The following is a 23,927-nucleotide window of genomic DNA, read 5'->3' as shown; positions in this document are numbered from 1 at the left end:
CGACGGGCGGCGCGACGGGCGGCGCGACGGGCGGCGCGACGGGCGGCGCGACGGGCGGCGCGGCGGGCGGCGCGGCGGGCGGGCGGCGCGGCGGGCGGGCGGAGCGGCCCGGGGCGCGGGGCCGGGCGGAGCGGCCCGGGGCGCGTGGCCGGGCGGAGCGCGGACTGGCTGGTTGGCGGGCTGGCGGCGGATCGCTGATGGCTGGGGTTGGCTGCCAGGCGGGGTGGCGGTAGGTCGCGGTCCAGCCAACCGGCTGGCCCTCACTGCCCTTATGCCGACCCCATAAAGGCCGCCACAGCCAGCCGGGTGCACGCAGCTGGCCCTGACAGCCGCTAAACAGGCACATAACGGCCGCTACAGCCAGCCGGGTGCACGCAGCTGGCCCTGACGGCCGTTAAGCAGGCACATAACGGCCGCTGCAGCCAGCCGGGTGCGCGCGGCTGGCCCTGACGGCCGCTGAAACGGACATAGCGACGGGGAGAGCGGGCGGCGCAACGGACCGCGACCCACCGCCACCCCGCCTGGCAGCCAACCCCAGCCACCGCCGACCCGCAGCCCGACCGGCACGGCGAGCGGGGCCGACGCGGCAAGGCACGGACCCGGCACGGCGCGGACCCGGCGAGGCACGGGGCGGCGGGGCGCGGGGTTAGTTGTCGGACTCGATGGCGTGGGGGAGGAAGTTGCAGTTGTCCTTGGTGACCAGGCCCTCGACGCCGAGGCCCTCGCGGATGCCCATGCCGGCCGGCTCGCCGTCGATCAGCCAGGAGCCGATCACCGGGTGGACCGTGCCCTCCAGGCCGTCGAAGGACGGCAGTTCGCAGAGTTCCTGCACGACGAAGAGGCCGTCGGTGCCGTACTCGGAGGGGTTCTCGCTGATCGGGACGCCGTCCTTGACCAGGGTGACCGAGCCGCCCTCCCGGCCCCAGACCGGCTTCTTCGCGTACGACGTGAGCGTCTTCGCGCCCTTGGAGTCCGCGAAGAACGCCGGCAGCAGGTACTTGCCCCGCTCCGGGTCGTCGCCGAAGAGCTTCCACAGCACCGGCAGCAGCGCCTTGTTGCCGAGCAGCGCGGCCTTGTACGGCGGTTCGAGCCACACCGTCCCGCGCTTCTCCGGGTCGGCCATGTTCCGGAAGAAGGCCTTGCCGCCCTCCTCGTGCCAGAACCACTCCCACGGGTAGAGCATGAAGATCACGTCGATCGGCACGGCCTGGTTCTCCCGGCCGGGTGCGGACACGTACACCACCCGGTCGCCGGCCACGTCCCAGCCGATCTGGCTCATCGCGATCAGCTCGACCGGGAAGCCGGCCTCCTCCGCCGTCGACATCAGGTACGCGACGTTCATCCGGTCCTCGCCCGAGGTGTCCGACGTCTCGTACGCAAAATAGATCTTGGGTTTTTCCGGGAGCCAGGTGCGGGCCTCGCGCAGTTTGGCGATGTTGCGCCGCCACGCGCCGGGGTCGGCCGGCTCACCGTTCTCGGCCGGCCAGCCGACCAGCCGGTCGTGAATGGAGTTCCACTGCCGCCACTCGTGCTTGGTGACGCCGGTCTGGTCCATCCAGTGCCACTGGATGACCGCGGCCTCGACCAGTGAGGTGGGCGTCTGCGCGTTGAACTCGAGCAGCCGGGGCGTGCTGCCGGCCCCGTTGTACCAGAGGTCGAAGCGGCCGTAGACGGTCGGCGAGAAGTCCGGCGTCTGCATCGGCAGCCGCATCTCCGGATCCTTGTCGTAGTGCGTCCAGGTCTCCGCGTCGCCGTCCAGCCAGGTCCGGATGATCTGCTCGTGGGTGTATTCCGGGATGCCGATCCGGGTCAGGAAGCAGGCCTCACGCGTGCAGACCGAGCTGAAGAAGCCCTGCTTACGGCCTTCGACGGTGTGCCGCGGGCACTGCTCGACCATCCAGTCGCCGGCTTCGAGGCACATGTCGTAGAGCGTCGCGGTGGCGGTCTCCAGCTCCTCGATCTCGGCCGCGGTGAAGTCGTAGTACGGACCCTCCTGCCAGTACGAGTACATCGACCCGTCCGGCAGCACGTCGTCGTTGTAGGTGAGCCCGAGACTGAAATTGGTCAGTTGCCAACCATCCCGGACCGGCCCGTACGGAATCCGCCGCATGTCGCTAGCCTCCCACCGAACCGGTGCCGCCGCCGCTTCCGACGATCTTCGTCTTGACCGTGGACGCCGGCTGGGCGGCCACCGTCGGCGCGACCGTCCGGCGAGTCTGCGCCGGGGCGACGGTCCGGGTCGGCCTTGCAGCGGTCCGGGTCGGCTTGGCGACGCCCGGCGCCCGGGTGGCCGGGGAGCTCGTGGCCGGCAGGACCATCGGCGCGGCGGGGCGGCCGCCGCCGGAGTAGCCGCCGGTGCCGGAGACCGGGTCGGTGTCGGTGGTGCGGTAGTCGTCGGCGGCGGGCGAACCGCAGGCGGTCAGGGCGAGAAAGGAGGCCGTCAGCACGACGGCCCCCGACGTCCAGCGTCGTGTCATCGGTGGGTCAGCCGCCCGACGAGCCGTGGCTGCCGCTGCCACCCTTGCCGACAACACTCGACTTGACCGTGCCGTTGCCGACCCGGCCGCTGGACGGCAGGCCGTAACTGCTGCGGGAGGCCGAGTCGTTGTAGGCGAACCGGCTGCCGCCGGAGGGCAGCTTGGTGCCGATCGGGTAGCCGGACCGGTAACTCGGCGAGTGGTAGAGGTAGTAGCCGCCGTAGTAGCCGTTGCTGACCCCGGTGCGACCGCCGTTGTCGTCGCAGAAGTCCTCGTCGACGATCACACCGTTCTCGTCGGCGCAGTAAAAACCCTCGTCGTGATATTTGTCGTTGCTGCAGGCCGCCGCGCCGCCCGCGGCGAGCAGCAGAAATGTGCTGGTCAGCGACACGCTGCGGGAACTCATGCGTCGGTTCATAAGCTTCTTTGTAGTCGCTCTCAGCAAGTTCGCAACATCAGTCCTGCGGCCCGCCGGCCACGTAAATCACCTGACCGGAGACAAAACCGGCACCCTCGCTCGCGAGGAACGAAACCGTGTTCGCCACGTCGTCCGGACGGCCGGCCCGGGCCACCGGGATCTGACCGATCGCGGCCTTCTCGAAGTCGGCGAAGTCCGCGCCGACCCGGGCCGCGGTGGCCCGGGTCATGTCGGTGACGATGAAGCCGGGTGCCACCGCGTTCGCGGTGATCCCGAACTTGCCCAGCTCGATGGCGAGGGTCTTGGTGAAGCCCTGCAGCCCGGCCTTGGCCGCGGCGTAGTTGGCCTGTCCGCGGTTGCCCAGCGCCGAGGTGCTCGAGAGGCTGACGATCCGGCCGAACCCGGCCTCGACCATGTGCTTCTGCACCGCGCGGGTGAACAGGAACGAGCCCTTGAGGTGCACGTTCATCACGGTGTCCCAGTCGTCCTCGGACATCTTGAAGAGCAGGTTGTCGCGCAGCACCCCGGCGTTGTTGACCAGCACGGTCGGCGGGCCGAGCTCGGACACCACCCGCTCCACCGCGGCGGTCACCTGGGCCGCGTCGGCGACGTCCGCGCCGATCGCGACCGCGGTGCCGCCGGCGTCGTGGATCGCGGTGACCGTGTTGGCGCAGGCGCCCTCGTCCAGGTCGACCACCGCGACGGCGAGGCCGTCAGCGGCGAGCTTGAGCGCGATCGCCTCGCCGATGCCACGTGCGGCACCGGTGACGACGGCGACCCTGGACGGTGCGGACTGCGACATTGCGGCCTCCAATGAGCGATCTTCACGGCTCCTGCGGGCCGACAATAGCCGGAATCAGATGCCTCTGCGCAGCCGGATCCAGCGATATCCGTAACCGGACACCGAAAGATCGTCGAGCTTGCCCGGCTCCGGGTACTCGGAGTCGGCGAGCACGTCGTTCGGCTGCTCCGCCTCGCCTTCCAGCGAGCTCAGGTCGATCCGCACCTCGTCCGGGCCGAGGTTGTGCAGGAACAGCATCGTGCCGGTGGTGTCGTCGGCGCGGTGCACCAGCAGGGTGCGCGGCGCCGGGACGTCGACGTGGGTGCAGGAGCCGCTGCCCACCTCGGGCGCCTCGCGCAGGGTCCGGATCATCCGCTCGAACCAGGAGAGCAGCGACGAGGTGTCGTGCCGCTGGTGGGTCACGTTGAGCGTCTCGTAGCCGTACCCGTCGTCGGTGACCACCGGGCGGATCAGGTCCTTCGGGTCGGCGGTGGAGAACCCGGCGTTGGCCAGCCGGTTCCACTGCATCGGGGTGCGGATCGCGTCCCGGCCGTTCAGCGCCAGGTCGTCACCCATCCCGATCTCCTCGCCGTACCGCAGCACCGGGGTGCCGCGCAGGCTGAACTGCAACGCGTACGCCAGCTCCAGCCGGCGCCGGTCGTTGCCCAGCATCGGCGCGAGGCGGCGGCGGATGCCGCGGCCGTACAGTTGCTCGTCCTTTTCCGGCCCGAACTTCGCGAAGACGTCGGCGCGCTGCTCGGCGGTGAGCCGGGACAGGTCGATCTCGTCGTGGTTGCGCAGGAACGTCGCCCACTGGCCGCCGGCCGGCAGCTTCGGGGTGTCCCGCAGCCCGTCGATGATCGGCTCCGGGTCCTCCCGGGCCAGCGCGAGGATCATCTTGGCGTTCAGCATGAAGTCGAAGAGCATGTGGATCCGGTTGCTCGACCCGCCCTCGTCACCGAAGAACGTGACCAGGTCGGCGGGCTCCACATTGGCCTCGGCGAGCAGCACCGCGTCGCTCTTGCGCCATTGCACGTGCTGGCGCAGCTCGGTGAGGTAGCCGAAGTCCTTGGGCGAGTTCGGGTTGCCCGGCTCGGTCTCCTCGATGATGAACGGCACCGCGTCCATCCGGAACCCGGCCACACCGAGCTGCAGCCAGAACGCGCAGATCTTCTTGATCTCCTCGCGCACCTGGGCGTTCTTGATGTTGAGGTCCGGCTGGAACTTGTAGAACCGGTGGTAGTACCAGAGCTTCGCGGTCCGGTCGTAACTCCAGGTCTCATCCTGCTCGCCGGGGAAGACCATGCCCTGCTTGCGGTCCGACGGTTCGGTCTCCGACCAGACAAACCAGTCACGGTACGGCGAGTCCGGCGACGATCGGGCCGACTGGAACCACGGGTGCTGATCCGAGGTGTGGTTGACCACCAAGTCGATGATCACCTTGATGCCCCGGTTCTCGGCCTGGTGCAGCAGCTCGGCGAAGTCGCCCAGGGTGCCGAGGCGCGGGTCGACGTTGTAGAAGTCGGCGACGTCGTACCCGTCGTCACGGTTCGGGGTGGGGTGGATCGGGTTGAGCCAGATGCAGTTCACCCCGAGCCGGGACAGGTAATCGAGCCGCCCGATCAGGCCCGGGATGTCACCGATACCGTCGCCGTTCGAGTCGGCGAACGTGTCGATGTCGAGGCAATAGACGACGGCCTTGGAATACCACCTGTCACTCATGGCCCTTTACTTGTCCGCGCTTCCCGGACCCAAAACGTTCGCCACCCAACAGCGCTCCCGCGCCCACGGCGGCGAGCAGAGCCGGTGCCAGGACCAGCACCACCACGCGCAGCGACGGGACGTCGGAGATGCTGCCGGTCCCGCCGGTCAGCGCGGTGGAAATCCACAGCGTCAGGAACACGAACACCGCCGCCGCCGCCGGGAGCAGCAGGACCACGACCTTCCACCGCACCGACCAGGCCCGGAGGTCCTCGGCCAGGGAGGCCAGGTTGTCGGCCGCCAGGAACAGTGCGGTGATCAGGGCGGTGACTCCGGCGGCCGCGCGCCAGGTCGTACCGGGAAGGGGTGGGAAAGGGTGACCCAGAGGGGCCGTGAGGCCCGCGCGGACCAGGTCCAGCGCATCGGCCGGGGCGGGGAAACGGCGGCCCGGCGGCGAACCGGCCAGCAGCACCCCGATCATCTCCTCGGCGTAGGCCGCTCGGTGCGCCGCCGGATAGATCCGCAGCAGCCGGCGGTAGCGGTCCTCCAATGTGGTCATGCCGGGGTCTCGAGACGACGGACGATCGCGGCGGCCGCGGCGAACGCCGCCAGCGGCACGACCAGCAGCAGCGCCCACTGACCGGGATCGATCAGGCGCAGCGAGTCGGGGTGGCCCATGTTGTAGGCGACGAACCCGCCGAAGCCGGCCCGGACCAGGGGGAAGGTCACCAGGATCGGCACCGACCAGGCGATCAGCCGGCGGCGCACCGCCGCCTCCTGCCGGAGCACGCCGAGCGCCACCAGGCCGGCCGCGACGGCGAGCAGCGCCGCGGGGGGCCGCCAGGCGAAGAAGGACTCGGGGCGCTGCCAGTCGAGGAGGAACAGAAAACGGCCCTCCGCGATCAGGACCGCACCGGCCGCCGCGATCGGCACCCAGCCGCGCGGCCGGAGCGCGCCACGCTCCGCCACCAGGACGGCGCACAGCACCACGAACGCGGCCACGATCAGCCAGTAGGCGTTGAGCACCGTGGCCGGAGTGTCCACGTAGGTCCGGCTGGGTGCGGCGATCTCGCCGGCCAGGCCGGCGACCGCGCCGAGCGCACCCACGAGCCGCAGGCCGAGGACCGCCGCGAGCAGTGCGACCGCCCACCCGGCCAGCCGCACCGCGTCCACCGGCGGGATCCCCGCCCACTGCCGGCCGGGATGGGCCGGGATCGGGATGTCACCGACCACCCGGCGCAGGGTGACCGTCAGCAGCAGCGTCGCGCCGAAGAACCACACCAGCCGGGCCGACCGGGCCCAGCCCGAACCCGGGGCCGCCAGCCGGAGGCGAGCGATCAGCGCGTTCCGGATCAGGTCGAACACCTGCGCCGGAGCCGGCCGGGGATCGGCCATCAGCACGCCGATCATCTCCTCGGCGTACTCCTGCCGGAACGCCCTCGGATAGAGCGCCAGCAGCCGCCGATAGCGGATCTCGGTCATGCGGTGGCTCCCCCGAGCTCGGTGCGGCGGGCGCGCAGGCGGCGCTCCGCGATGGTGGCCTGGGCGCGCAGGCGGGCGGACTCGGCGGTCAGGCTCTGCTCGCCGGCCCCCGTGAGCCGGTAGTAGCGCCGCAGCCGGGACTGGACGACCTCTTCGCGGTCGATTTCGATCAGGCCGTCGACACGCAGGCGGTCGAGGGCCGCGTAGAGCGTCCCGGCGCGCAGCCGGACCCGCCCGGCGGTCATCTGGGCCACATCCTCGATCACGGCGTAACCGTGCCGGGGTTCCGCGGCCAGCGCGGTGAGCACCAGGAACGTGGGCTCGCGCATGGGGCTGTCGCTCATCGCCGGAGAATATACCTATCATCGGTATATACGGAAGTGGTTGCCTCCGGACCGACCGGGTACTGCTTGGTGATGGCACAGGTGGATCCCGGACAACTCAGTGGGCTGACCGGGTGGGTGGCCTCGGTCATCGACTCGCTCGGCGAGGCCGGCGTCGGCCTGCTCGTGGCCCTGGAAAATCTCATCCCGCCGATCCCCAGCGAGATCGTGCTGTCGATGGCCGGATATCTGGCGAGTGCCGGCCGGGTGAACCTGGTGCTGGTCTGGGCCGCCGCGACGATCGGCGCGTTGGCCGGCGCGCTGCTGCTCTACTGGGTCGGCCGCGGCCTCGGCGAGGAGCGGCTGCGCCGCTGGCTGGACCGGGTCCCGCTGGTCGACCTGGACGACCTCACCAAGGCCGACCGCTGGTTCGAGAAGCACGAGCGGGCCGCGGTGCTGTTCGGCCGCTGCGCGCCGGTGGTGCGCAGCCTGGTGTCGATCCCGGCCGGGGCCAACCGGATGCCGATCGGTCAGTTCGCGCTGTTCACCACGATCGGCAGCGGCGTCTGGAACGCGCTCTTCATCGGCGCCGGGTACGCGCTCGGCTCCCGCTGGCAGGACGTGGAGAAGTACGGCCACTGGTTCGACTACGCGATCGGGGCGTTCTTCGCGGCCGCCATCGGCTGGTGGGTGGTCAAAAAGGTGCGCGGCCGCTCCGGAGAGCGACCGCGCACCGAGAACTCCGAGGACTCCGAAGGTCAGGTCAGAAGCCCGCGCTGACCTTCGTGAAGGCCCAGTCGGCCTGCGCGATGCCGGAGCAGTCGGAGACCACGCCGCCGCCGGCGCAGCCGCGGTCGCGGTTGACCGCCCAGAAGGTGAAGCGGGCCAGGCCCTTGCTCTTGGCGTAGTCCCGGATCCGGGTCCAGGTGTCGACCGAGGTGACCTCCTGCTGGTCGGAGAGACCGTTCATGCCGGAGATGCCGACGCGCGAGTAGGCCTGCGCGTCGGTGAGGCCGAAGGTGGTCTTCACCAGGTTCTTCAGGCCCTCGGTCGCGCCGACCGTCGAGGCGTACATGTCCGCGCCGCCGCCGAAGTCGAACGGCATCTGGGTGAAGATGTCGATGTTCGCGCCGAGCGCCTTGGCCTGCTGGACCAGCCGGGTGCCGTAGTAGTTCGGGCCGGTCGGCGACGTGCCGAAGGTGACGATGGTCTTCACCGACGGGTTGTTCGCCTTGATGACCTTCAGGGCGCCGAGGATCCGGTCCTGCACCGCGGTGTTCTCGAACTCGTCGGTGTTCTCGATGTCGATGTCGATCGCCTTCAGACCGAAGGCGTTGATCACCTTCTGGTACGCGCCGGCCAGGGCGTCGACGGTGGTGCAGTTCGGGCCGAGCTTGTTACCGCTCCAGCCGCCGATCGACGGGATGACGTCCGCGCCGGCCGCCTTGATCTGCGAGATGTAGCTGGCGTGCACGCCGCCGGTCAGGCCGGACTCGCCGTCCCAGACCGGGTTGCAGCCGTTGGCCAGCACGAACGCCATGGTGAACGACTTGATGCCGGTGGCGTTGACGATCGTGGCGGGCGCCGGCGGGTTGCCCCAGCCCGGGTAGACGTACGGCGCCGAGGCCATCTTGGTGCCGGAGGTCGGCGGCGTGGTGGTCGGTCCCGTGGTGGGGGTGGTGGTCGGCGGCGTGGTCGGCGTGGTGCCGCCGCACGCGCCGTTGTCGATCCAGACGTCCCACTGACCACTGTGGGTGGCCGGCGACTCGTTCTGGGTCCACCACTTCGCGGTGTAGTTGTGGCCGCTCTGCGAGGCGCTGTTGTCCTTGACGTACGTCGCGGTGCTGCTCCAGGCGGCGGCACACGCGGTCGCCGCGTTGGACGCCGCCATCGGGAGCACTGCGGCAAGCGTGCCCACGGTGGCGACCGCCGACACGAGGGCGATCTTTCTGCTGAGCTTCACGGGGATCTCCGAGGGGTGGGAGGGGTTCAGGGGAGGGTGGCGAGGTGCGGGTCGATGGTGTTCGCCCAGCCGTTGCCGTTCGTGACGTCCCAGTTGATCGACCAGGTCATCGCGCCGCGGATGCCCGGGTACGTCGCCGGCGGCTTGAACGTGCCGCAGTTGGTGCCGCGGGCCAGGCAGTCCAGGGCCGCGTTGACCACGGACGGGGCGACGTAACCGCCACCGGCGGCCTGGGTGCTGGCCGGCAGGCCGAGCGAGACCTGGTCGGGGCGCAGGCCGTTCTGGGTCTGGATGCAGCTCAGCGCGGTCAGGAAGTTCTCGGTGCCCTGGCTGTAGGCGTTCATCTGGTCGCAGCCGAGCATCGCGCCGGAGTTGTAGAACTGCGTGTGTACGACGGTCAGGATGTCCTTGATCGCCAGGGCCAGCGCGAAGTACGACGACCCGGCGCTCTGCATGTCGATCGTCTGCGGCGCCATCGTGATGATCAGGTTGGCGCCGGCCTTGGCCCGCAGGCTGCGCAGCGCACTCGCCATGTAGGTCGGGTTGAGCCCGTTCTCCAGGTCGATGTCGACGCCGTCGAAGCCGTACGTCTGGATCAGCGAGTAGACCGAGTTGGCGAACGTGGTGGCCGCGGCGTCACTGCCGACACCGACGGTGCCCTTCTCCCCGCCGACCGAGATGATCACCTTCTTGCCGCGCGAGTGCAGCGTGGCGATGTCCGCCTTGAACTGCGCGTCGGTGTAGCCGCCGACCGCGCTCGCCAGGCCGGGGTCGAGGGTGAAGGTGACCGCGCCCGGGGTCGAGGTGGCGTCCGCGAAGGCGACCGCGATCAGGTCGTACGTGCCGGGGACGGCGGCCAGCTTGAGCGGCGCGGCGCCGTTCACGAAGTTCTGCCAGTAGCCGGTGAGGAAGTGCGCCGGCAGCTGTCCGGAACCGGTCGGCTGCACGGTCGGTGACGTCGTGGGTGACGACGTCGGCGACGCGGTCGGCGAACTGGTGGGCGGCTTGCTGGGTGACGTCGTCGGCGACGCGGTGGGTGAGCTGGTCGGCGGCGTCGTGCCGGTGCCGCCGCACACCCCGCCGTCGATCCAGACGTCCCACTGACCACTGTGGGTGGCCGGCGACTCGTTGAGGGTCCACCACTTCGCGGTGTAGTTGTGGCCGTTCTGCGAGGCGGTGTTGTCCTTGACGTACGTCGCCGTCGAGCTCCACGCCGAGGCGCAGGCGGTGGCCGCCGAGGCGTCACCCGCGAACCAGGTGGCGGTGCCGGCGGCGGCGACCGCGGTGACTGTCGCGAGGAGTACCGAACGGGAGCGCTGCATAGTGGTCCTTCCCTGCGCCTCCGATGAGATACGTCAATCTTTAGGACTGTTAACAGTAAATGTAAAGAGGGTGAGCACCTTAAATATCCTTATGGTTCTCTCCGTCGATCAGACGATGACGGAGAGCAGCGGGAACCGGTCAATCCCCCGACCATCCCGAAACGCCACGATCCGGTCCGACCTATGTCGGCCGTTCCGGGGAGGTCACGCCGCCCGATGCCCACCAGGCCAGGTGTTCGGCGGATGCCCCGCTAGATCACATGCGGCAAGGATTTGATCACCCACCGCAAGTAAAGCGGCTCCCGGCGGCGTGCTGCGAACACCCACCGAGAGCCTTGACCGCAGAGAGGCTGCGACCCATGGGCTACCTAACCACCAACCCGGCTCCACGTCCTGCCGAGCAGGCGATCCGATGACCACCGACCTGATCGCCGACTACGAACAGCACCTCAAGAACCGGCGCCGCGCCGAGGTCACCATCGAGGGATACATCGGCCTGCTGCGCCGCATGGACCGCGAACTTCCCGCCGGGCTCACCTCCGCCACCACCGACGAGCTCCACGCCTGGGTCTTCACCAACGACCGCGCCGTCAGCACCCTGCAGCACTACATCACCGTCGCCAAGGGCTTCACCCGCTGGGCCACCGACCCGCGCGAACCGGCCCTGGACTACGACGCCGCGGCCGAGCTCCCCCAGTTGTCGGTGTCCGTGCGCCGGCCGGTCCGGGCCGCGACCGGCGTGCAGGTCGCCGACATCCTCGACCGCGCCGGCGAGCCGTACATCGACCTGTTCATCCCGGCCGCATTCGGCGGGCTGCGGTGCGTGGAGATCCACCGGCTGTGGCGCGAGCACATGACACAGGAGGAGACCCGGATCTACGGCAAGGGCGGCAAGTACCGGTCGGTCGCCACCCACCCGCGCACGTGGGCGCACTTCAAGGACCGGCCTGACGGCCCGATCGCGCGGGACCGGGAGGGCAAGCGGCTCACGCGCGACCAGGTGATCCACTGGGGCAACAACCGGCTGGCCCGGATGGGCTACGACGGGCAGCTGACGATGCACTCGCTGCGGAAGTACTTCGGCACCCAGGTGTACGAGCTGTCCGGCCGCGACATCCGCGTCGCCCAGGAGCTGCTCGGCCACTCCTACGTGACGACCACGCAGAAGTACGTGGCGGTCAGCAAGGAGCGCAGCACCAGCGCGGTGCTCGCCATGGATCTCCCCTAGCGCACGACGAAAGCGCCGGCGCCCCCTTCCCCGGGCGCCGGCGCTTTCGTGTTGCTACCGCAGGGCCCGCGGCCGCCGTTCGCGGTGCCGGCCCGGCCGGTCGTTCGCCGGCCGGGCGACCGGTTCCTCGGCGATGACGCCGTCGATGACCTCGCGGGCGATGCGCCGGGTCTCGGCGCCCACGACCTCGATCGTCGGCCACCACTGCGGGTTGAAGTGCTCCGGCCTGGCGACGATGACGATGCGGACTTCACCGAGCAACAGCAGCTCCCCCACTGCCGTTTCGTTGCCGATGATCACGCTGGCTTCGTAGCCGCGGCGCTGGCAGTGGTCCAGGCAGCTGCTGAGCCAGGTGGCGTTGATTTCGCCCGCTGGTAGATAGATGACGGCTTTGGTCACAGGTCGATCTCCCCTCTGATCACGCGCGCGGCGCTGGCTGTGCCTCGCGCTCCCCCTCTGACTCCGCCCCCGGGTTGTGAGAGATCAACCCTTTCTGATCGCCACTTTGAGCAACACCGCCGTAACAGACTGCGCAGGTGAACGCGCGTCCACGTGGGAGATCACCCGATCGGTCGGACCAATCGGTCAGGACCTCTGACCCCTTGATCACCGATGCGACCTGGTGCATGATGTCGCACGTCAACTGATCAACTGCCCGCTATGACCAGCCGCTACGACTGGTCCGCGCAACTGATCGCCCCTGCCGGGAGCCATAACTTCAGACGATGCGCAGAGTCCGCCTCATGGGTGCCTGGGAGATCCAGCAGGCACTAGGACTCGGCCGCACCAGGGCCCGCGAGATCATGTTCCGCAAGGGCTTCCCCGACCCCGCCGACGACACCCTCAAGCTAGGCATCGTCTGGTACGAGGATGAAGTCCTCGCTTGGATCGCTGCGAACCGGCCGCCGGCCGAAGACCCCTCCTAGGTGACGGCGGCGCTCAAACCACGCCTGGACGTCGCACTCCCGCCAGACCCGGCCCATCATGAGGATCGCGACGGGCTTCGGGAAGTCGCCCTCCACGCGCAGTTGCTGGATCCGCTGGCGGCTCAGGCCAGCCCATGCGGCGATCTCGCCGGCCCCGACCAACCGGGTCGCCGGGCAGTCGATGCACGGTCGCTCGGTCATCGCGGCACCGGCAGCAGCTCGTACTCGGCACCGCCGACCGGACGCACCTTGAAGGTTCGCATCCAGCGGTAGCCGATCCCTTCCGGCTGGACCTGGACGCCACGGATGTAGCACCAGTCCGGCTCGGGCGGGGGCTGCAGGTCCGAGCCGTCGTCGTAGTACTCCAGCACGAAGTCGTGCTCGCCTCCGGGCCAGCGGACGGCGACGTGCTCGCCGACCTGGTGGGTGTTCACGCGGTCCGCCGTCCTGCCGGGTCGGGTACGTCCTGGGCGATGATCCGGCGTACGGCCGCGTTGTGGGCGGCGGCCTGGCGGCGCTCGGCGTCGGACCAGGCGCGGGCGGCGATCAGGCGGCGGCGGTAGAGCACGTGGCGTATGGCCTCAGCGAGCATCTCCGGCCTCCTCGGCGAGAGGGGTTTGGGCGGCAGCCGGTGCGAATTTCGGATCTCTGAGGTGCGAGAGGAAACCGGCTGCCGCAGGCCGGACTTTACACATGACAATGGCAATTGTCAGCGGACCCGACAATTTCTTACCGTCAAGTGCGCATGTACATAGCGTGATCTTCATGGGCAAGGGACGGCTGTACGGCACGTCGGAGATCGCCGACCGGCTCGGTGTGACCCGCCAGCGCGCCCACGTCATCACCCGGCAGAAGGGCTTCCCTGAGCCGTACGAGGAGCTGGTCATGGGCTCGGTCTGGCAGATCAAGGACGTCGAGGCGTGGATCGCCGAGCACCGGCCCGAGCTGAACGAGGACCCGGAGAGCTGACCCCGCCCACGACGAATCGCCCCGCCGCCCGTGGAGTTATCCACAAGGCGGCGGGGCGCTGTCGGTGGTCCGGTTTACGGTGTCGGCATGGAGCTGGAGGAGCGGATCGCCGCGCGGCTGAACCGGGCGCTGGACCAGCTGGTCGGCGCCGGAGCGTATGCCTACGCGGATGACGACCGGGGCTTGGCCGCTGGCGAGCCAGGGAGCGGCAGCGTCCGCCTGCGGCTGACCGTCGACGAGGTGGCCCGGATCGCGGCGCAGGAAGCGCGGGACTGGTTCTAGAAGATCCCGCCGGTGAGCAGGTGCACTACCAGCCAGGCGAGCCCGGCCAGCAGCCCGAAGCGCCGCAACCTCGTCCATCCGGTCGGCTGGCGCACGCCCTCGGAGTAGCCGAGCCAGGCCCACGCGTGCTCCGAGAGCGTGTCACCGGACCGGCTGTTGGCCAGCGCCATGCCCTCGACCACCGCGAAGTACAAGCCCCAGCCAAGCCAGGCCCAGGTCCAGAGGCTCATGCGCGGGCGTTGCGGACGCGCCAGGTGGCCCAGCCGGTCCCGGCCGCCGCGACGATGGCGACACCGAGGGCCTTGGACACCTCGTCCTTGGTGAGCGCGCCGGACGTGGCCAGGGCGCCGACGCCGGCGGCGATCCCGGCCCCGAGTCCTGCGACGACGGCCTTGCGAATGCGAGCGATCACGAGCGTTCTCCGATCACGAAGAAGCCCCCGGCGAGCACCGAGGGGCTGAGGTTTGTGGGGGTGCGGAGCTACTGCGCCGGGCAGTCGAGGTCCTGGCGCAGCTTGCGCATCGCCTCGGCGACCCGGCGGCCCGTGATCGTTGTCGGGGTCGTCTCCGACCAGGCGTCATCCTGTGCGCTGATCAGGTCACAGAACTTCCGGTCGGACTCGGCCCGGTCGACCCGGCCCCAGACGATCGCCACCGCGCCGGTCAGACCGGACGACAGCAGGATTGCCAGCACCAGGTACCAGGTCGGGCGCCTCACCGGTTAGCCCCCGGCCCGCTGGGCGACGGCAACGGCGATGGCGACGGCGACTCCTCCGGCGGATCCGGCAATGGCCCAGAGCCGGTACGCAGTGCCAGCAGCTGGCCGACGCCCGGGATCCCGACGAGCGTGCCGCCCAGCAGCACCAGCGTCAGATTGAAGTCGGCCGGCGGGACGAACACCGCCTGATGCACGATCAGCGCCCAGCCACCCAGATACGACAACAGGTCCTTGACCAGCGTGACGGTGCCCGGCCGCCGGGTTCGGGAGCGACGCGGAGTGCTCATGCATACGACCAGGCCTTCCCCGCGCCGGGCCGGATCAACCGGGTCACGCGGCCGGAGCGGTCAGCAGCGCGCCGAGCTCGGCCGCGCGGGCCCGGCCGAGCGCGTCGACGAGCACGTCGCGCAGCTGCTCGGTGCTGCCGCCGAAGATGGCCGCGGCGGTCTGCTCGTCGACCTGGCCGACCTGCGCCGACAGCTCGGCCAGCTGCGCCTTCAGCGCCGCCAGCTGCGCCTCGCCGACCCGGGCGAACCGGGCCGCGAACGTGATTGCCGACGCCACCGTCATGTCGTCGGCGGCCGGGTCCGCCGGGTTCTCGGGCAGCGCGGCCCCGGTCGAGTCGTAGCCCTGGATCCGGTCCTGCGCCAGCGTTGCGTTCCACATCGCGGCCTGCCCTTTGGCGCCCGCGAGCGCCTTCTCCACTGCGGCAATGAGTTCGGCCTCGGTCACGTCATCCTCCAGTACGCCCCACGGGCGGGTGTCGGCCTCCTGCGCGGAGGTGTAGCGGGCGCTGAAATGCGCATGATCGAAGTGGTCGGACGGGCCGTCGTAGTCGTGCCATTCCGACCAGCCCCACGAGCGGGAGATGATCTGGCCGCGCCAGATGATGTTCTGCAGCCGGCCGAAGACCGTGGTGCTCAGGAACTCGCGGCGCTCCTGCGCCGCGATGGCCCGGATCGTGCGGTCGAACCATCCGCCCGCCTGGCCACCACGGCCGTCCGGCCACGGGCCGTCGCCGTCGATGTCCACGGCGTGGACCTCGTCGACGAAGTCCGCGTCGGAGTACGGCGTCCGGCCGGTCTCGTCCGGGTTGTGATCGGAGCTGGACAGGGCATGCGCCCGGTTGCCGATCCAGCCGTCCGCACCCTTGTCCCGGCCGGGCGCGACCGCGTTGAACTCGGACCGCAGCGTGACCAGGCACGGCACCAAAAACGGATCATTCATGGTCAGCTCCTCAGGGCGCCGGAAGGACGAGGACCGAGCGGTGGAAGATGCTGCCGTTGCCGCCGAACACCTTTTTCTGCACGACGACGTTGTACGTCGAGCCCGCGGTCAGGCCGGAGATATACCGGAACGCCGACGCACCCATCCGCGTCTCGACGCCACCGGTCGTGCCCTGCGAGGTCTCGATCGCACCGTCATCGTTCGCAGCCGACACCACCGTGCCGGACCCGAGCGTGCCGCCCGTCGCGACCGAAATGCTGGCCAGCGCCCGCTGGTTCGCCGAGTTCGCCTGTAACCGCGCGAACCAGTGCACGACGACCGCGCCCGACGTCGGCGCCACGAACGTGGTACCGCAGACGCTGGAGCCCGAGTCGAACGACGTGTTCGTCCACGCGGTCTCATCCGCGACCTCCTCGTCGTACGCGGCAGGCGGCGTGTCGAGCGCCAAAACGATGTCACCGGCAGACATGGACCTCTCCTCTCACAGAGCCCGCGGGAGCGGCTTCCACAAACTGACCTTGGTGCCCGCCGCCTGCGACTTGACGATCCCGTTAACGCTGCGTGTCACCGGAGCGGTCTGGGTGTACGGCCCGGTCCCGGACGGCGCGGACATGGCACTGGTGACCGTGATCCGCTCCCCGCCGACGTTGAGGTCGAGAGGGTAGGCGGAGGCCTTCGTCGTCCACGCCTCGACAAGATTCGGGGTGGTGATCGACAGGGACGTCGCCGTCGAATTCACGGAGGCGGCGAGCGTCGAGGATGTCGAGTCCCGGCGCGAACCCGGGTCGTCGTACACCGCGACGTCCCACGGCCGGGCCGGCGAGCAGGACAGCTCGACGTCCCACGAGTAAATCGACAGGTTCTCGGTCCAGCCCTCGACGATCAGGTCCAGGTCCTGGCCGGCGACTGCGCTCGGCGGGTTCGCGATCGTGATCCGCGACCCGACCCGAACCTTGCACCAGGCGGCGATCAGGCCCGGATTCCGCGCCAGGTCCAAGGTGATCCGCGGCCAGCGCAACTCGTCAATCGTGCCGAGGTGCAGCCGCCACGTGGCGTGGTCGTCGAGCTGCGCGTCGGTCTCCACGTTGATCTCGACCTCGTCGGCATAGACACCGCTGCGCGCGATCGACGCCAGAACCTCCGCGATGACCTCCGACCCGCCCGGCCGTGACACGGTGATCCGGTTCCGGAGGCGCTGGTCGTCGTCGGTCGGTTCCGGCGGCGACGAGACATGCCCGGCCGCGAAGTCCAGGACCATCGCCGGGTTCTGGTTGTACCGCGACCTGCGGGGCAGATATCCGAGCCCGGCGCCGCGCTCGTACAGCACCCCCTGGTCAGCCTGCTCGCAGTCCCGGACCAGGTCGATGAACGTGCCGACAGGCTGCGCGCCCATCGTCGAGGTCGTCGACTCCGAACCGATCAACGCAAACGGGATCCCGTTCTCGGTGTGCAGCCGGGCCAGCCGGGCGCCGGCGGTCTCGCCCGCGTAGCCGGCCGCGATCCGCATGAACGGAACGTCGAGGAACGCCAGCGTGTGATGCCCGGCCCACAGGTGCGACACCCCGGTGCTGTCCACCGGGGCCAGCAGGCTCGCCGCGGTGACACGGTCCGCGGTGCCGGAGTACGAGCCCGACGCGAGGAAGGTGATGCCGTCGGTCGCGCCGACCTGGTACCAGAGCAGCCGCCAGTTCACGGTGCCGCCGGTCTCCTCGGCCTCCAGCTGCAGCGCGGTCCACTTGAGCGGGTTGATCACGTAGCTGAAGCTGCCGGTGTTGACGGTCAGGCTGCCGTCGTTCGCGTAGCCCTCGATGTAGAACCCGCCGCTGGTGGCGTAGATGACCCAGCGGACCACCGTGCCGACGGCCGAGATCCGCATCAGCCGATTGCCGTTGACGACGAGAGGCGCACCGGAGACCGGCAGCGTCGGCAGCCGGAAGTAGCACATGACCGCGTAACCGGTCTGTGGCTGCGTCCACCGTTTGACGGTGCCGGTGACATACGACGTGCCACCGCCGGTCGTGAGGACCGCGGCGCTGGCCGCGCCCGGCGGCCGGTCGTCGTTCCCGAACGTCACCTCGGCACCGGACGCGACGACCCCGCCGACGACCGCCGACGACGCCCGCGTCGAGTCCGAGCCGTCCTCGAGGGGCCAGTACCCGCACACCGGCTGCGCCGACAGCTGCCGGAAGATCGGCGACCGGAGCGCGGGCTGGCCCTGCCCGAGCCGCCGCAGGATCCCGGCGCCGACGACCGGCGCGACCACGTTCTTACCGGACTGGTCCCAGCGGACCGGCCACTCCGGGACCGGAGTCGTCGCCCGGATCACGTCCATCCGGAAGTCATCGATCGTCGCGGTCAAACTGCCTGCGTTGGTGTTCCCGGTGACCCGCCACGAGAACAGGCCGGTGAGCGTGCCAACCACATCGTCGTCGTCGACCTGGGCGTGCCAGCCCGTCGGCTCCGGCCCGGATTCCAGCCAGCACCGAATCTGCAGGGTCGCACCGATCGCCCGGGCCCGCACCCGGATCCGGGTTCCCGCCGAGTAGGTGACCCCCGTGGAGATGACGCCGGTCAGGTCGGTGTTGACCCCTCCGGACACCTTGGCGATCTTTACAGCGACCGTTCCGGCGGTCGTGAATTCGCAGTACAGGCGGTATTGGTTGCTGCCGTCAACGCGGCGGACCACGGTGGCGTGGACCCAGGACGCGCCGGTCATCACCGCGGGCACGCTGACCGTCGACAGGACCTCGACGTCGTGGCCGGCCGCATCGGCCACCAGCGCGGTGGCGGTGTCAGCGGCAGCCGCCAAGGTGCAGGTCGCTGCGGATCCGGTGGCGTTCCAGCAGGTCGGGTTGACATGCGTCCAGGTGAATCCGGAGTTCGGTTCGGTGCCGAGCCCGTTGCTGAACGACCGGGTGAACGTGTCGACGATCCGGGTCACCCGGACTTGGATCGGGGTGCCCTTGTCGAGCAGGCCGTACAGGTCGCTTATCGGGTTGACCCGGGAGTACCTGCCCGCCCGGTTGTCGAGCGTCACACCGACTTTGGTCGCGTCGACCAGGTCGCTCTCGTCCTGCCGGCCGACCTGGATGGACACGCCGGCGCGGGCCCGGACGTCGTTGCTGATGTCGGCGAACTCCCAGCCGGCCGGGTTGACCGGGTCGGCGCCAACGGCCAGGCCGACGAACAGCGGCAGAGGGGTGGTCGGGAACGCCATCTCACTTCACCTTGATCCGCAGCTGCTTGGCCAGTGCGCCGGCGACGGCGGGCTGGGTTCGGATGGCGTGCGTCATCAGCTGGCCGAACTCGCTGCCGCCGAAGTCGAAGTAGATGGTGACCGTGTTCTCGTCGCCCATGCCGCTGGCGGTGGTGCCCCCCTTGAGCGGGGTGACCTGCGCGCCCTTGCGCAGCGATACCAGCTCGGGACCCTTCTCACCGACGACCGCGGCACCGCCGAGCGCGACGTTGCCGCCCTTGGCGAGGTACGGGATGTCGGGCGTGCCGACACTGAACGACGGCACGTTGTAGCCCATGAAGCTGCCGCCGCCGATGCTGAACTGCATGTTGTTCCAGCCGGCAATGATCCGGTTCGCGACGCTCTTGAAACCGGACCACAGGCCGTTGAACATCGAACTCAGCCGCGAGCTGACCCGGCCCGGCAGGCCGATGATCCAGTTGTAGAAGCTGGTCGCCCGGTTCCGCACGAACGTCCACGCCGCCGCGGCGGTCGACCGGACCGTGTTCCACAAGCCGATCCAGAAATTGCGGAAGGCCGCGCTCTTGGTCCACAGGACCGCGAAGATCGCGATCAGCGCGACGACCGCGATGATCACCAAGCTGATCGGGTTCGCGTTCATCGCCACGTTCAGCAGCCACTGCGCGGCCGCCCAGCCCTTCGTCGCCACCGCGATCGCGCCCTGCGTCACCAGGTAGGCAGCGAGCTTCAGCACGGCACCGGCAAAGTTCGCTGCGACGATCGCGGCATTGAGGAGCCACTGCGCCGCGGCCCACGCCCGCGTCGCGATGGACACCGCCAGCTGCTTCACCAGGTACGCCGCGATCTGCGCCGTCGCCGCCACGAAGTTCGCCGCGATGAGCGCCGCGTTCCACACTGCCTGCGCGGCCGCGGTCGCGAGCGTCGCGACCTTCACCGCGCCGACCTTGATCAGGTACGCGGCGATCTGTGCGGTCGCCCGGACGAAGTTCGCGGCGACCATCGCTCCGTTGAGGACGAGCTGCGCCGCCGACCACGCCTTCGTGGCGACACCGACCACCAGCACTCCGGCGTGATACGCCTTCACCGCGACCGAGTACGCGACCCACGCGGAGACCAGCGCGGTGATCACCCCCGGCGGGGCGGCCGCGACCAGCGCGGTCAACGCCGACGCGATCGCCAGCGACACCGGTGCCAGCGGCGTCACCGCGCGGGCGATGTTCATCGCCGCCGACGCCAGGTTCGACAGCGTCGACACCACGCCCGGGCCGGACTTATCGACATACGACATGAACCGCTCGAAGCCGCCGCCCTTGGCGAAGTTCGCGGCTTTCTCGCTGGCGTCGCCCAGCCACTTCAGCAGGCCCTGCCCGGCCGGGACGGTCGACTTGAACGCGGCACCGATGGTGATGCCCATGTTCTTGCCGATCCGCGCCAGGTTGTCGATCGCCGGGCCGGCCTGATCGGTCAGCCACGACACCAGCCGGTCGATGCCGCCGGTCGCGGTCGCCTTCTGCAGCCAGCCCGCGAACCGGGCCGCGGCGGCCGCGCCGACGTCGAACAGCGGCTGCAGCTTCGGGATGATCGCCGACAGGGTGTTGAAGCCCGTCGTCATGATCGCGTACGTCTTGGGCTTGTTCTGGTCGACGAAGCCCTTCCAGCTGGACTTCATGCCGTCGTACGCCATCGTGACCTTGCGCAGCGCCGGCGGCATCAGGTTGTACCGGGCCATCAGCTCGGAGAGTGCCTTGTCCCGGGCAGCCTCGATCTTCCCCGCGTCGGCCAGGCCGGTCTGCTCAGCAACCTTGGCCTGCTCGGTCAGCAGCTCGATCTTGTCGCGCAGGTCCTGCGTCTTCGTCGACGCCTCGCTGATCTCCGTGAACGCGGACTTCGCGACCGCGCCGAACACGCCAATGCCCGCACCCGCGCCGGACAGCGCCGCGCCCAGGCCGACGACGCCGGCGGTCGCGGTGGCGAGCACCGGCATCAGGGCCGGGCCGAAGGCCATCTTGATGCCGGACGAGCCGTCCTGGGCGGCCTTGCGGATGTCCTTGAAGACCTTGCTCGCCCGGTCGCGGGCGAGGACGTTGAAGACCACGGCGGTGTCGCTCACGGCACCCCCTCGGTGTTCAGTTGTCCGGGTCCTTGTTGGCCCGGTCGACCCAGTCGCAGAGGTTCATGGCCTGCTCGTAGGTGAGCAGCTCGTGCTCCCACGGGCGGATGTTGCAGTAGTGCGCGAGCAGTCCGGCGCGGTCGTTCAGTCGCTGCTCGACGCCGCTTTTCCCGAGGGCAGCTCCGAGGTGATCGCGGCCAGCGACGCCCGGGCCTCAGCGACCGCGATCTCCGTGTCGAGCGCGGCCAGGGCCATCTCTCGCTCAGCGACCGACATCCCGCCGGACGACTTGGCCACGCCATCGCGCATGGCGCGCAGCTCGCTGGCGTCGTACTCGATGAGCAGCTCGTCGGCGTAGAAGTCCGGCGCGTCCTCGAACCGCAGCAGCGGGTGCTCGCGGCGCTGCAGGTGCCACAGCAGCACCCGGCGCGCCTGCGCGGAGCCCTGCTGAACCTCGGCAACGAGGACCTCCCACGACTTGCCGAACACCTTCTCGGCGATGGCGCACTCAGAGATCCGGACCCGGCCCGGGATCCACTCCCAGGTCTTCGGCTCCCCGTCCTCCGGCTTGTACGTGACCAGCATGTTCAGACTCTCCTGGTGATCTGCCGGGCGACGGTTTCCATCGCCTCGAGGACGGCGCGCCGGTAGCGGGGACGCCCGCGGCGCATCGGGTCGTCGAACCAGCCGGGCCGGCCAAGCTGCCGGGCCCACACGTCGGTGTTTCCGAACACTGGGTGCCGCCAGCCCTTGCGCCGGTTCGTGCGCCGGGCGGCCAGCTCGAAGCCCCGCGGCATGCCGCGCTTCGAGACGTGCACCTTCGCGCCGGGGAAGCGGCCGGACAGCTTCGCCTGAGCGCGAACCCGGCGAGCGATTGCGGCCCGCAGTCCACCGCCGTCGAGCGGGAGGCCACCGGAGTCCATGGCGAGAATTCCGGCCCGGGCCTCGGCGACCGCGGGCTGAAGGGCCTTGCGGATCTTCGCGCCGAGCTCGCGCTTGAGCAGCTTCCCGTTCTCCTGCGCGGCCAGGTGCGCGGCGACGGTCTTAAGGGACTGGCCGTCAACGCCGAACGTGATCACGCCGTGGCGCGCGCCAGCGCCCCACTGCCCGGGTAGGAGACGTCCATCTCGGCGACGTCGCCGACCGAGCCCGCGATCGGCGAGTGCTCCTTGATCAGCACGTTGCCGGTGTACTTCGGGTTCGAGGTGCCGACCACGGCGTTCGACAGACGGACCTCGAACGCGGGCAGGGTCCCGAACAGCGTCCAGAGCTGCTGGTCGAGCTGGGACACCGCGGTGTCTTGTTTCCAGGTGACGCTCAGCTCGAACGACTTCAGGCCGGCCAGGCGCTCGTTCCAGCCGCCGCTGGCGAACGTGGTCACGTCCTGGTCCTCGCACTCGACCTTCAGCTCGATCTTCGAGGCGAAGGCCGACAAGTCGGTCGCGTTGACGGAGATGAAGCTGGCGAGCAGCACGCTCTTGGCCATGGAACTGTCCTTTCGGGCACGCCGAAAAGCCCGCCGCGGGGACGACGGGCTCGGTGGTTCAGGGGATGGGGACGGGTGGCGTGCGCCTGGTCAGGCGATGCCGAAAGAAACGGTGAACAGGAAGCTGGGCGTGGTGCCGGAGATCGTCCACGCCGCGCGGAACCAGTCGTCGGTGATCGGACCGGGGATCCGCATCCACTGCCCACCGATCGCGGTCGCCGCCGAGAACGTGCCGACCGTGACCGGCGACGGGAACCCGGTCGCGTTGTCGGACTCGACCCGGACGGTCAGGCTCGGCGTGGTCCCGGACACCGAGTGCACGTGCAGGCCGACATACAGCGCCTGAGTCGCGGAGACCGCACCGAGCTGCGCGGACGTGCCGGTGCCGGACGCGGTCCGGGCGGTGCCCGGCGGGTGCGCAATCTGACCACGGACCAGCGGCGACGTGCCCCGGCCCTCGGCCTTCCACGGCGCGACCTCGCCGACCTGGTCGCCGAGTTCGTAGCTGCCGCCGACCGAGTTGAACAGGTACGCCAGCGACCCGACCGCCGCAGTGGCCGGGCACGCCGTCCACGGTGTCGTCGAACCAAGCGTGGCCCACGCGACGTCGTCGACCTTGCTCAGGTCGCCGGCCTCCCACTGGCCCTCGGCCGAGGCCTGCACACTGCGCAGGCCCGCCAGGCGCTCCACCCACACGTCACCGGTCGGCACGAACGCCGTGGACATCTTGTCCTCGACCTCCGGCTTCAGCTCCAGCTGGTTGTTGACCGTGGTCAGGTCGGCGCCGGCGACGAACAGCCGCACGTTCTGCAGGACGGACTTGGCCATCGGTCAGTCTCCGATCACGCGCACGGTGATGTCGGCGCCGTAGTAGTTCTGGTCCTCGCCGCCGTACGCGAGCATTCGGTAGCCGTCGATCCGGGTGACCCAGACGTCGTCAGCGGCGCCGCCGAGAGCCAGTTCGCCGGGCTCGCCGCGGGCCGCGAGCAGGGCCGCGCGGATCGAGTACGAGCCGTCCTTCGAGATCAGCTTGTCGAGCAGCTGCTGGCCGTCGTCGTCCTCGGCCGTCGAAGTGAGCACCGAGCAGGTGATGTCCAGGGTTTCCATGCCCGGCCCGCCCTGACCGAACGTGCCCATCGGGTCGATGACGACCTGGCCGCAGGTGAACGCGGGGACGTTGGGGGACGCGGGCGAGTGGTGGTAGGCCTCGATGCGGCCGGCGCCGGGGATGTTGATGTCGGCCGCGCGGACCGCGGCGGCGAGCGCCTTCTTGATCACGGAGATGTCCACGCCTGCCC

Annotated in this window: 32 protein-coding genes; 5 read left to right on the top strand and 27 right to left on the bottom strand. The window is 69.8% G+C overall.

The genetic code is table 11. From position 1 onward, the window contains the following. Positions 1-646: 646 nt before the first annotated feature. Genes Apa02nite_RS07655 through Apa02nite_RS07620 form a run of 8 tightly spaced genes read right to left on the bottom strand, consistent with a single transcriptional unit; the run spans position 647 to position 7,203 of the window. The gene (locus Apa02nite_RS07655; RefSeq protein WP_203824425.1) at positions 647-2,110 is read right to left on the bottom strand and encodes a glutathionylspermidine synthase family protein; all 1,464 of its coding nucleotides are present in this window, start codon (positions 2,108-2,110) and stop codon (positions 647-649) included. 4 nt (positions 2,111-2,114) lie between these two features. Then, the gene (locus Apa02nite_RS07650; protein WP_203824424.1) at positions 2,115-2,477 is read right to left on the bottom strand and encodes a hypothetical protein; all 363 of its coding nucleotides are present in this window, start codon (positions 2,475-2,477) and stop codon (positions 2,115-2,117) included. Between the two features lie 7 nt (positions 2,478-2,484). Continuing rightward, the gene (locus Apa02nite_RS07645) at positions 2,485-2,883 is read right to left on the bottom strand and encodes a hypothetical protein (RefSeq protein WP_203824423.1); all 399 of its coding nucleotides are present in this window, start codon (positions 2,881-2,883) and stop codon (positions 2,485-2,487) included. Between the two features lie 49 nt (positions 2,884-2,932). After that, positions 2,933-3,697: a 3-oxoacyl-ACP reductase FabG gene (fabG, locus tag Apa02nite_RS07640; RefSeq protein WP_067697190.1), complete on the bottom strand. Its 765-nt coding sequence runs from the start codon at positions 3,695-3,697 to the stop codon at positions 2,933-2,935. A gap of 54 nt (positions 3,698-3,751) precedes the next feature. Beyond that, positions 3,752-5,398 (bottom strand): alpha-amylase family protein, encoded by a 1,647-nt coding sequence (locus tag Apa02nite_RS07635; protein ID WP_203824422.1) that lies wholly within the window; start codon positions 5,396-5,398, stop codon positions 3,752-3,754. Beyond that, positions 5,391-5,936, bottom strand: coding sequence for a hypothetical protein (locus Apa02nite_RS07630; RefSeq protein ID WP_203824421.1), 546 nt, complete (start codon positions 5,934-5,936; stop codon positions 5,391-5,393). The genes Apa02nite_RS07635 and Apa02nite_RS07630 overlap by 8 nt, the downstream gene beginning before the upstream one ends. Continuing rightward, entirely contained in the window at positions 5,933-6,859 is a 927-nt protein-coding gene (locus tag Apa02nite_RS07625; RefSeq protein WP_203824420.1) for a hypothetical protein, read from the bottom strand. The genes Apa02nite_RS07630 and Apa02nite_RS07625 overlap by 4 nt, the downstream gene beginning before the upstream one ends. After that, positions 6,856-7,203: a PadR family transcriptional regulator gene (locus Apa02nite_RS07620; RefSeq protein ID WP_067697198.1), complete on the bottom strand. Its 348-nt coding sequence runs from the start codon at positions 7,201-7,203 to the stop codon at positions 6,856-6,858. Before Apa02nite_RS07620 ends, Apa02nite_RS07625 begins: the two co-directional genes overlap by 4 nt. A gap of 66 nt (positions 7,204-7,269) precedes the next feature. Here Apa02nite_RS07620 and Apa02nite_RS07615 point away from each other — a divergent pair, with 66 nt between their 5' ends. Next, the gene (locus Apa02nite_RS07615) at positions 7,270-7,962 is read left to right on the top strand and encodes a DedA family protein (protein ID WP_203824437.1); all 693 of its coding nucleotides are present in this window, start codon (positions 7,270-7,272) and stop codon (positions 7,960-7,962) included. Here Apa02nite_RS07615 and Apa02nite_RS07610 read toward each other — a convergent pair. Further along, complete coding sequence (locus Apa02nite_RS07610; protein ID WP_203824419.1) at positions 7,946-9,145, bottom strand: glycosyl hydrolase family 18 protein; 1,200 nt, start codon at positions 9,143-9,145, stop codon at positions 7,946-7,948. The genes Apa02nite_RS07615 and Apa02nite_RS07610 overlap by 17 nt on opposite strands. Before the next feature lie 26 nt (positions 9,146-9,171). Continuing rightward, a complete protein-coding gene (locus Apa02nite_RS07605; protein ID WP_203824418.1) occupies positions 9,172-10,467 on the bottom strand; it encodes a chitinase in 1,296 nt (431 codons plus the stop codon). Between the two features lie 412 nt (positions 10,468-10,879). On the opposite strand from Apa02nite_RS07605, the gene Apa02nite_RS07600 reads away from it, so the two are divergent. After that, positions 10,880-11,695, top strand: a complete 816-nt coding sequence (locus tag Apa02nite_RS07600; RefSeq protein WP_203824417.1) for a tyrosine-type recombinase/integrase — start codon at positions 10,880-10,882, stop codon at positions 11,693-11,695. Between the two features lie 54 nt (positions 11,696-11,749). Here the strand turns inward: Apa02nite_RS07600 and Apa02nite_RS07595 are convergent, their stop codons facing one another. Next, a complete protein-coding gene (locus Apa02nite_RS07595) occupies positions 11,750-12,094 on the bottom strand; it encodes a hypothetical protein (protein ID WP_203824416.1) in 345 nt (114 codons plus the stop codon). Between the two features lie 326 nt (positions 12,095-12,420). Between Apa02nite_RS07595 and Apa02nite_RS07590 the strand changes: the two genes are divergently transcribed. Then, positions 12,421-12,621 (top strand): hypothetical protein, encoded by a 201-nt coding sequence (locus Apa02nite_RS07590; RefSeq protein WP_203824415.1) that lies wholly within the window; start codon positions 12,421-12,423, stop codon positions 12,619-12,621. Here Apa02nite_RS07590 and Apa02nite_RS52590 read toward each other — a convergent pair. Genes Apa02nite_RS52590 through Apa02nite_RS07580 form a run of 3 tightly spaced genes read right to left on the bottom strand, consistent with a single transcriptional unit; the run spans position 12,544 to position 13,213 of the window. Further along, positions 12,544-12,822 (bottom strand): helix-turn-helix transcriptional regulator, encoded by a 279-nt coding sequence (locus Apa02nite_RS52590; RefSeq protein WP_239164175.1) that lies wholly within the window; start codon positions 12,820-12,822, stop codon positions 12,544-12,546. The two genes, Apa02nite_RS07590 and Apa02nite_RS52590, sit on opposite strands and share 78 nt — an antisense overlap. Next, positions 12,819-13,055 carry a hypothetical protein gene (locus Apa02nite_RS07585; RefSeq protein ID WP_203824414.1) on the bottom strand — a complete coding sequence of 79 codons (237 nt, stop codon included), beginning with the start codon at positions 13,053-13,055 and terminating at the stop codon, positions 12,819-12,821. Before Apa02nite_RS07585 ends, Apa02nite_RS52590 begins: the two co-directional genes overlap by 4 nt. Next, entirely contained in the window at positions 13,052-13,213 is a 162-nt protein-coding gene (locus Apa02nite_RS07580) for a hypothetical protein (RefSeq protein ID WP_203824413.1), read from the bottom strand. The genes Apa02nite_RS07585 and Apa02nite_RS07580 overlap by 4 nt, the downstream gene beginning before the upstream one ends. 173 nt (positions 13,214-13,386) lie before the next feature. On the opposite strand from Apa02nite_RS07580, the gene Apa02nite_RS07575 reads away from it, so the two are divergent. Together Apa02nite_RS07575 and Apa02nite_RS07570 are read left to right on the top strand one after the other, a co-directional pair. Further along, positions 13,387-13,590: a DNA-binding protein gene (locus tag Apa02nite_RS07575; RefSeq protein ID WP_203824412.1), complete on the top strand. Its 204-nt coding sequence runs from the start codon at positions 13,387-13,389 to the stop codon at positions 13,588-13,590. Between the two features lie 87 nt (positions 13,591-13,677). Next, positions 13,678-13,872 carry a hypothetical protein gene (locus Apa02nite_RS07570; protein WP_203824411.1) on the top strand — a complete coding sequence of 65 codons (195 nt, stop codon included), beginning with the start codon at positions 13,678-13,680 and terminating at the stop codon, positions 13,870-13,872. Here Apa02nite_RS07570 and Apa02nite_RS07565 read toward each other — a convergent pair. The 13 genes from Apa02nite_RS07565 to Apa02nite_RS07505 all read right to left on the bottom strand — a co-directional run bounded on the left by Apa02nite_RS07565 (position 13,869) and on the right by Apa02nite_RS07505 (position 23,919). Then, complete coding sequence (locus Apa02nite_RS07565; protein ID WP_203824410.1) at positions 13,869-14,102, bottom strand: hypothetical protein; 234 nt, start codon at positions 14,100-14,102, stop codon at positions 13,869-13,871. The two genes, Apa02nite_RS07570 and Apa02nite_RS07565, sit on opposite strands and share 4 nt — an antisense overlap. Continuing rightward, on the bottom strand, positions 14,099-14,284 hold the full coding sequence (locus tag Apa02nite_RS07560; protein ID WP_203824409.1) for a hypothetical protein: 186 nt from the start codon (positions 14,282-14,284) through the stop codon (positions 14,099-14,101). The genes Apa02nite_RS07565 and Apa02nite_RS07560 overlap by 4 nt, the downstream gene beginning before the upstream one ends. A gap of 68 nt (positions 14,285-14,352) precedes the next feature. Next, complete coding sequence (locus Apa02nite_RS07555; protein WP_203824408.1) at positions 14,353-14,589, bottom strand: hypothetical protein; 237 nt, start codon at positions 14,587-14,589, stop codon at positions 14,353-14,355. Continuing rightward, positions 14,586-14,876, bottom strand: coding sequence for a hypothetical protein (locus Apa02nite_RS07550; protein ID WP_203824407.1), 291 nt, complete (start codon positions 14,874-14,876; stop codon positions 14,586-14,588). Before Apa02nite_RS07550 ends, Apa02nite_RS07555 begins: the two co-directional genes overlap by 4 nt. 43 nt (positions 14,877-14,919) lie before the next feature. Then, entirely contained in the window at positions 14,920-15,816 is an 897-nt protein-coding gene (locus tag Apa02nite_RS07545) for a hypothetical protein (protein WP_203824406.1), read from the bottom strand. Positions 15,817-15,826: 10 nt separating this feature from the next. Then, a complete protein-coding gene (locus Apa02nite_RS07540; protein WP_203824405.1) occupies positions 15,827-16,264 on the bottom strand; it encodes a hypothetical protein in 438 nt (145 codons plus the stop codon). A gap of 33 nt (positions 16,265-16,297) precedes the next feature. After that, on the bottom strand, positions 16,298-19,033 hold the full coding sequence (locus Apa02nite_RS07535; RefSeq protein ID WP_203824404.1) for a hypothetical protein: 2,736 nt from the start codon (positions 19,031-19,033) through the stop codon (positions 16,298-16,300). A gap of 1 nt (position 19,034) precedes the next feature. Then, a complete protein-coding gene (locus tag Apa02nite_RS07530; protein WP_203824403.1) occupies positions 19,035-21,143 on the bottom strand; it encodes a phage tail family protein in 2,109 nt (702 codons plus the stop codon). 144 nt (positions 21,144-21,287) lie between these two features. Further along, positions 21,288-21,728, bottom strand: coding sequence for a hypothetical protein (locus Apa02nite_RS07525; protein ID WP_203824402.1), 441 nt, complete (start codon positions 21,726-21,728; stop codon positions 21,288-21,290). A gap of 2 nt (positions 21,729-21,730) precedes the next feature. After that, the gene (locus Apa02nite_RS07520; RefSeq protein WP_203824401.1) at positions 21,731-22,222 is read right to left on the bottom strand and encodes a hypothetical protein; all 492 of its coding nucleotides are present in this window, start codon (positions 22,220-22,222) and stop codon (positions 21,731-21,733) included. Next, positions 22,219-22,629 carry a phage tail tube protein gene (locus Apa02nite_RS07515; RefSeq protein ID WP_203824400.1) on the bottom strand — a complete coding sequence of 137 codons (411 nt, stop codon included), beginning with the start codon at positions 22,627-22,629 and terminating at the stop codon, positions 22,219-22,221. Before Apa02nite_RS07515 ends, Apa02nite_RS07520 begins: the two co-directional genes overlap by 4 nt. Positions 22,630-22,719: 90 nt before the next feature. Beyond that, entirely contained in the window at positions 22,720-23,457 is a 738-nt protein-coding gene (locus Apa02nite_RS07510; RefSeq protein WP_203824399.1) for a hypothetical protein, read from the bottom strand. Positions 23,458-23,460: 3 nt separating this feature from the next. After that, positions 23,461-23,919, bottom strand: coding sequence for a hypothetical protein (locus Apa02nite_RS07505; RefSeq protein WP_203824398.1), 459 nt, complete (start codon positions 23,917-23,919; stop codon positions 23,461-23,463). Between the last annotated feature and the right edge of the window lie 8 nt (positions 23,920-23,927).

The sequence above is a fragment of the Actinoplanes palleronii genome (genome assembly GCF_016862315.1).
In the GTDB taxonomy this organism is placed as follows: Bacteria; Actinomycetota; Actinomycetes; order Mycobacteriales; family Micromonosporaceae; genus Actinoplanes; species Actinoplanes palleronii.
The sequence above is the reverse complement of the archived record's forward strand: the minus strand, read 5'-3'. Positions and strand labels throughout refer to the sequence as shown.

Excerpts from the sequence above, each read along its gene's own strand:
- Apa02nite_RS07655 (WP_203824425.1), bottom strand. The coding sequence starts at position 2,110 with ATGCGGCGGATTCCGTACGGGCCGGTCCGGGATGGTTGGCAACTGACC.
- Apa02nite_RS07650 (WP_203824424.1), bottom strand. The coding sequence starts at position 2,477 with ATGACACGACGCTGGACGTCGGGGGCCGTCGTGCTGACGGCCTCCTTT.
- Apa02nite_RS07645 (WP_203824423.1), bottom strand. The coding sequence starts at position 2,883 with ATGAGTTCCCGCAGCGTGTCGCTGACCAGCACATTTCTGCTGCTCGCC.
- fabG (WP_067697190.1), bottom strand. The coding sequence starts at position 3,697 with ATGTCGCAGTCCGCACCGTCCAGGGTCGCCGTCGTCACCGGTGCCGCA.
- Apa02nite_RS07635 (WP_203824422.1), bottom strand. The coding sequence starts at position 5,398 with ATGAGTGACAGGTGGTATTCCAAGGCCGTCGTCTATTGCCTCGACATC.
- Apa02nite_RS07630 (WP_203824421.1), bottom strand. The coding sequence starts at position 5,936 with ATGACCACATTGGAGGACCGCTACCGCCGGCTGCTGCGGATCTATCCG.
- Apa02nite_RS07625 (WP_203824420.1), bottom strand. The coding sequence starts at position 6,859 with ATGACCGAGATCCGCTATCGGCGGCTGCTGGCGCTCTATCCGAGGGCG.
- Apa02nite_RS07620 (WP_067697198.1), bottom strand. The coding sequence starts at position 7,203 with ATGAGCGACAGCCCCATGCGCGAGCCCACGTTCCTGGTGCTCACCGCG.
- Apa02nite_RS07605 (WP_203824418.1), bottom strand. The coding sequence starts at position 10,467 with ATGCAGCGCTCCCGTTCGGTACTCCTCGCGACAGTCACCGCGGTCGCC.
- Apa02nite_RS07600 (WP_203824417.1), top strand. The coding sequence starts at position 10,880 with ATGACCACCGACCTGATCGCCGACTACGAACAGCACCTCAAGAACCGG.
- Apa02nite_RS07590 (WP_203824415.1), top strand. The coding sequence starts at position 12,421 with ATGCGCAGAGTCCGCCTCATGGGTGCCTGGGAGATCCAGCAGGCACTA.
- Apa02nite_RS52590 (WP_239164175.1), bottom strand. The coding sequence starts at position 12,822 with ATGACCGAGCGACCGTGCATCGACTGCCCGGCGACCCGGTTGGTCGGG.
- Apa02nite_RS07580 (WP_203824413.1), bottom strand. The coding sequence starts at position 13,213 with ATGCTCGCTGAGGCCATACGCCACGTGCTCTACCGCCGCCGCCTGATC.
- Apa02nite_RS07575 (WP_203824412.1), top strand. The coding sequence starts at position 13,387 with ATGGGCAAGGGACGGCTGTACGGCACGTCGGAGATCGCCGACCGGCTC.
- Apa02nite_RS07570 (WP_203824411.1), top strand. The coding sequence starts at position 13,678 with ATGGAGCTGGAGGAGCGGATCGCCGCGCGGCTGAACCGGGCGCTGGAC.
- Apa02nite_RS07565 (WP_203824410.1), bottom strand. The coding sequence starts at position 14,102 with ATGAGCCTCTGGACCTGGGCCTGGCTTGGCTGGGGCTTGTACTTCGCG.
- Apa02nite_RS07550 (WP_203824407.1), bottom strand. The coding sequence starts at position 14,876 with ATGAGCACTCCGCGTCGCTCCCGAACCCGGCGGCCGGGCACCGTCACG.
- Apa02nite_RS07545 (WP_203824406.1), bottom strand. The coding sequence starts at position 15,816 with ATGAATGATCCGTTTTTGGTGCCGTGCCTGGTCACGCTGCGGTCCGAG.
- Apa02nite_RS07535 (WP_203824404.1), bottom strand. The coding sequence starts at position 19,033 with ATGGCGTTCCCGACCACCCCTCTGCCGCTGTTCGTCGGCCTGGCCGTT.
- Apa02nite_RS07525 (WP_203824402.1), bottom strand. The coding sequence starts at position 21,728 with ATGCTGGTCACGTACAAGCCGGAGGACGGGGAGCCGAAGACCTGGGAG.
- Apa02nite_RS07515 (WP_203824400.1), bottom strand. The coding sequence starts at position 22,629 with ATGGCCAAGAGCGTGCTGCTCGCCAGCTTCATCTCCGTCAACGCGACC.
- Apa02nite_RS07510 (WP_203824399.1), bottom strand. The coding sequence starts at position 23,457 with ATGGCCAAGTCCGTCCTGCAGAACGTGCGGCTGTTCGTCGCCGGCGCC.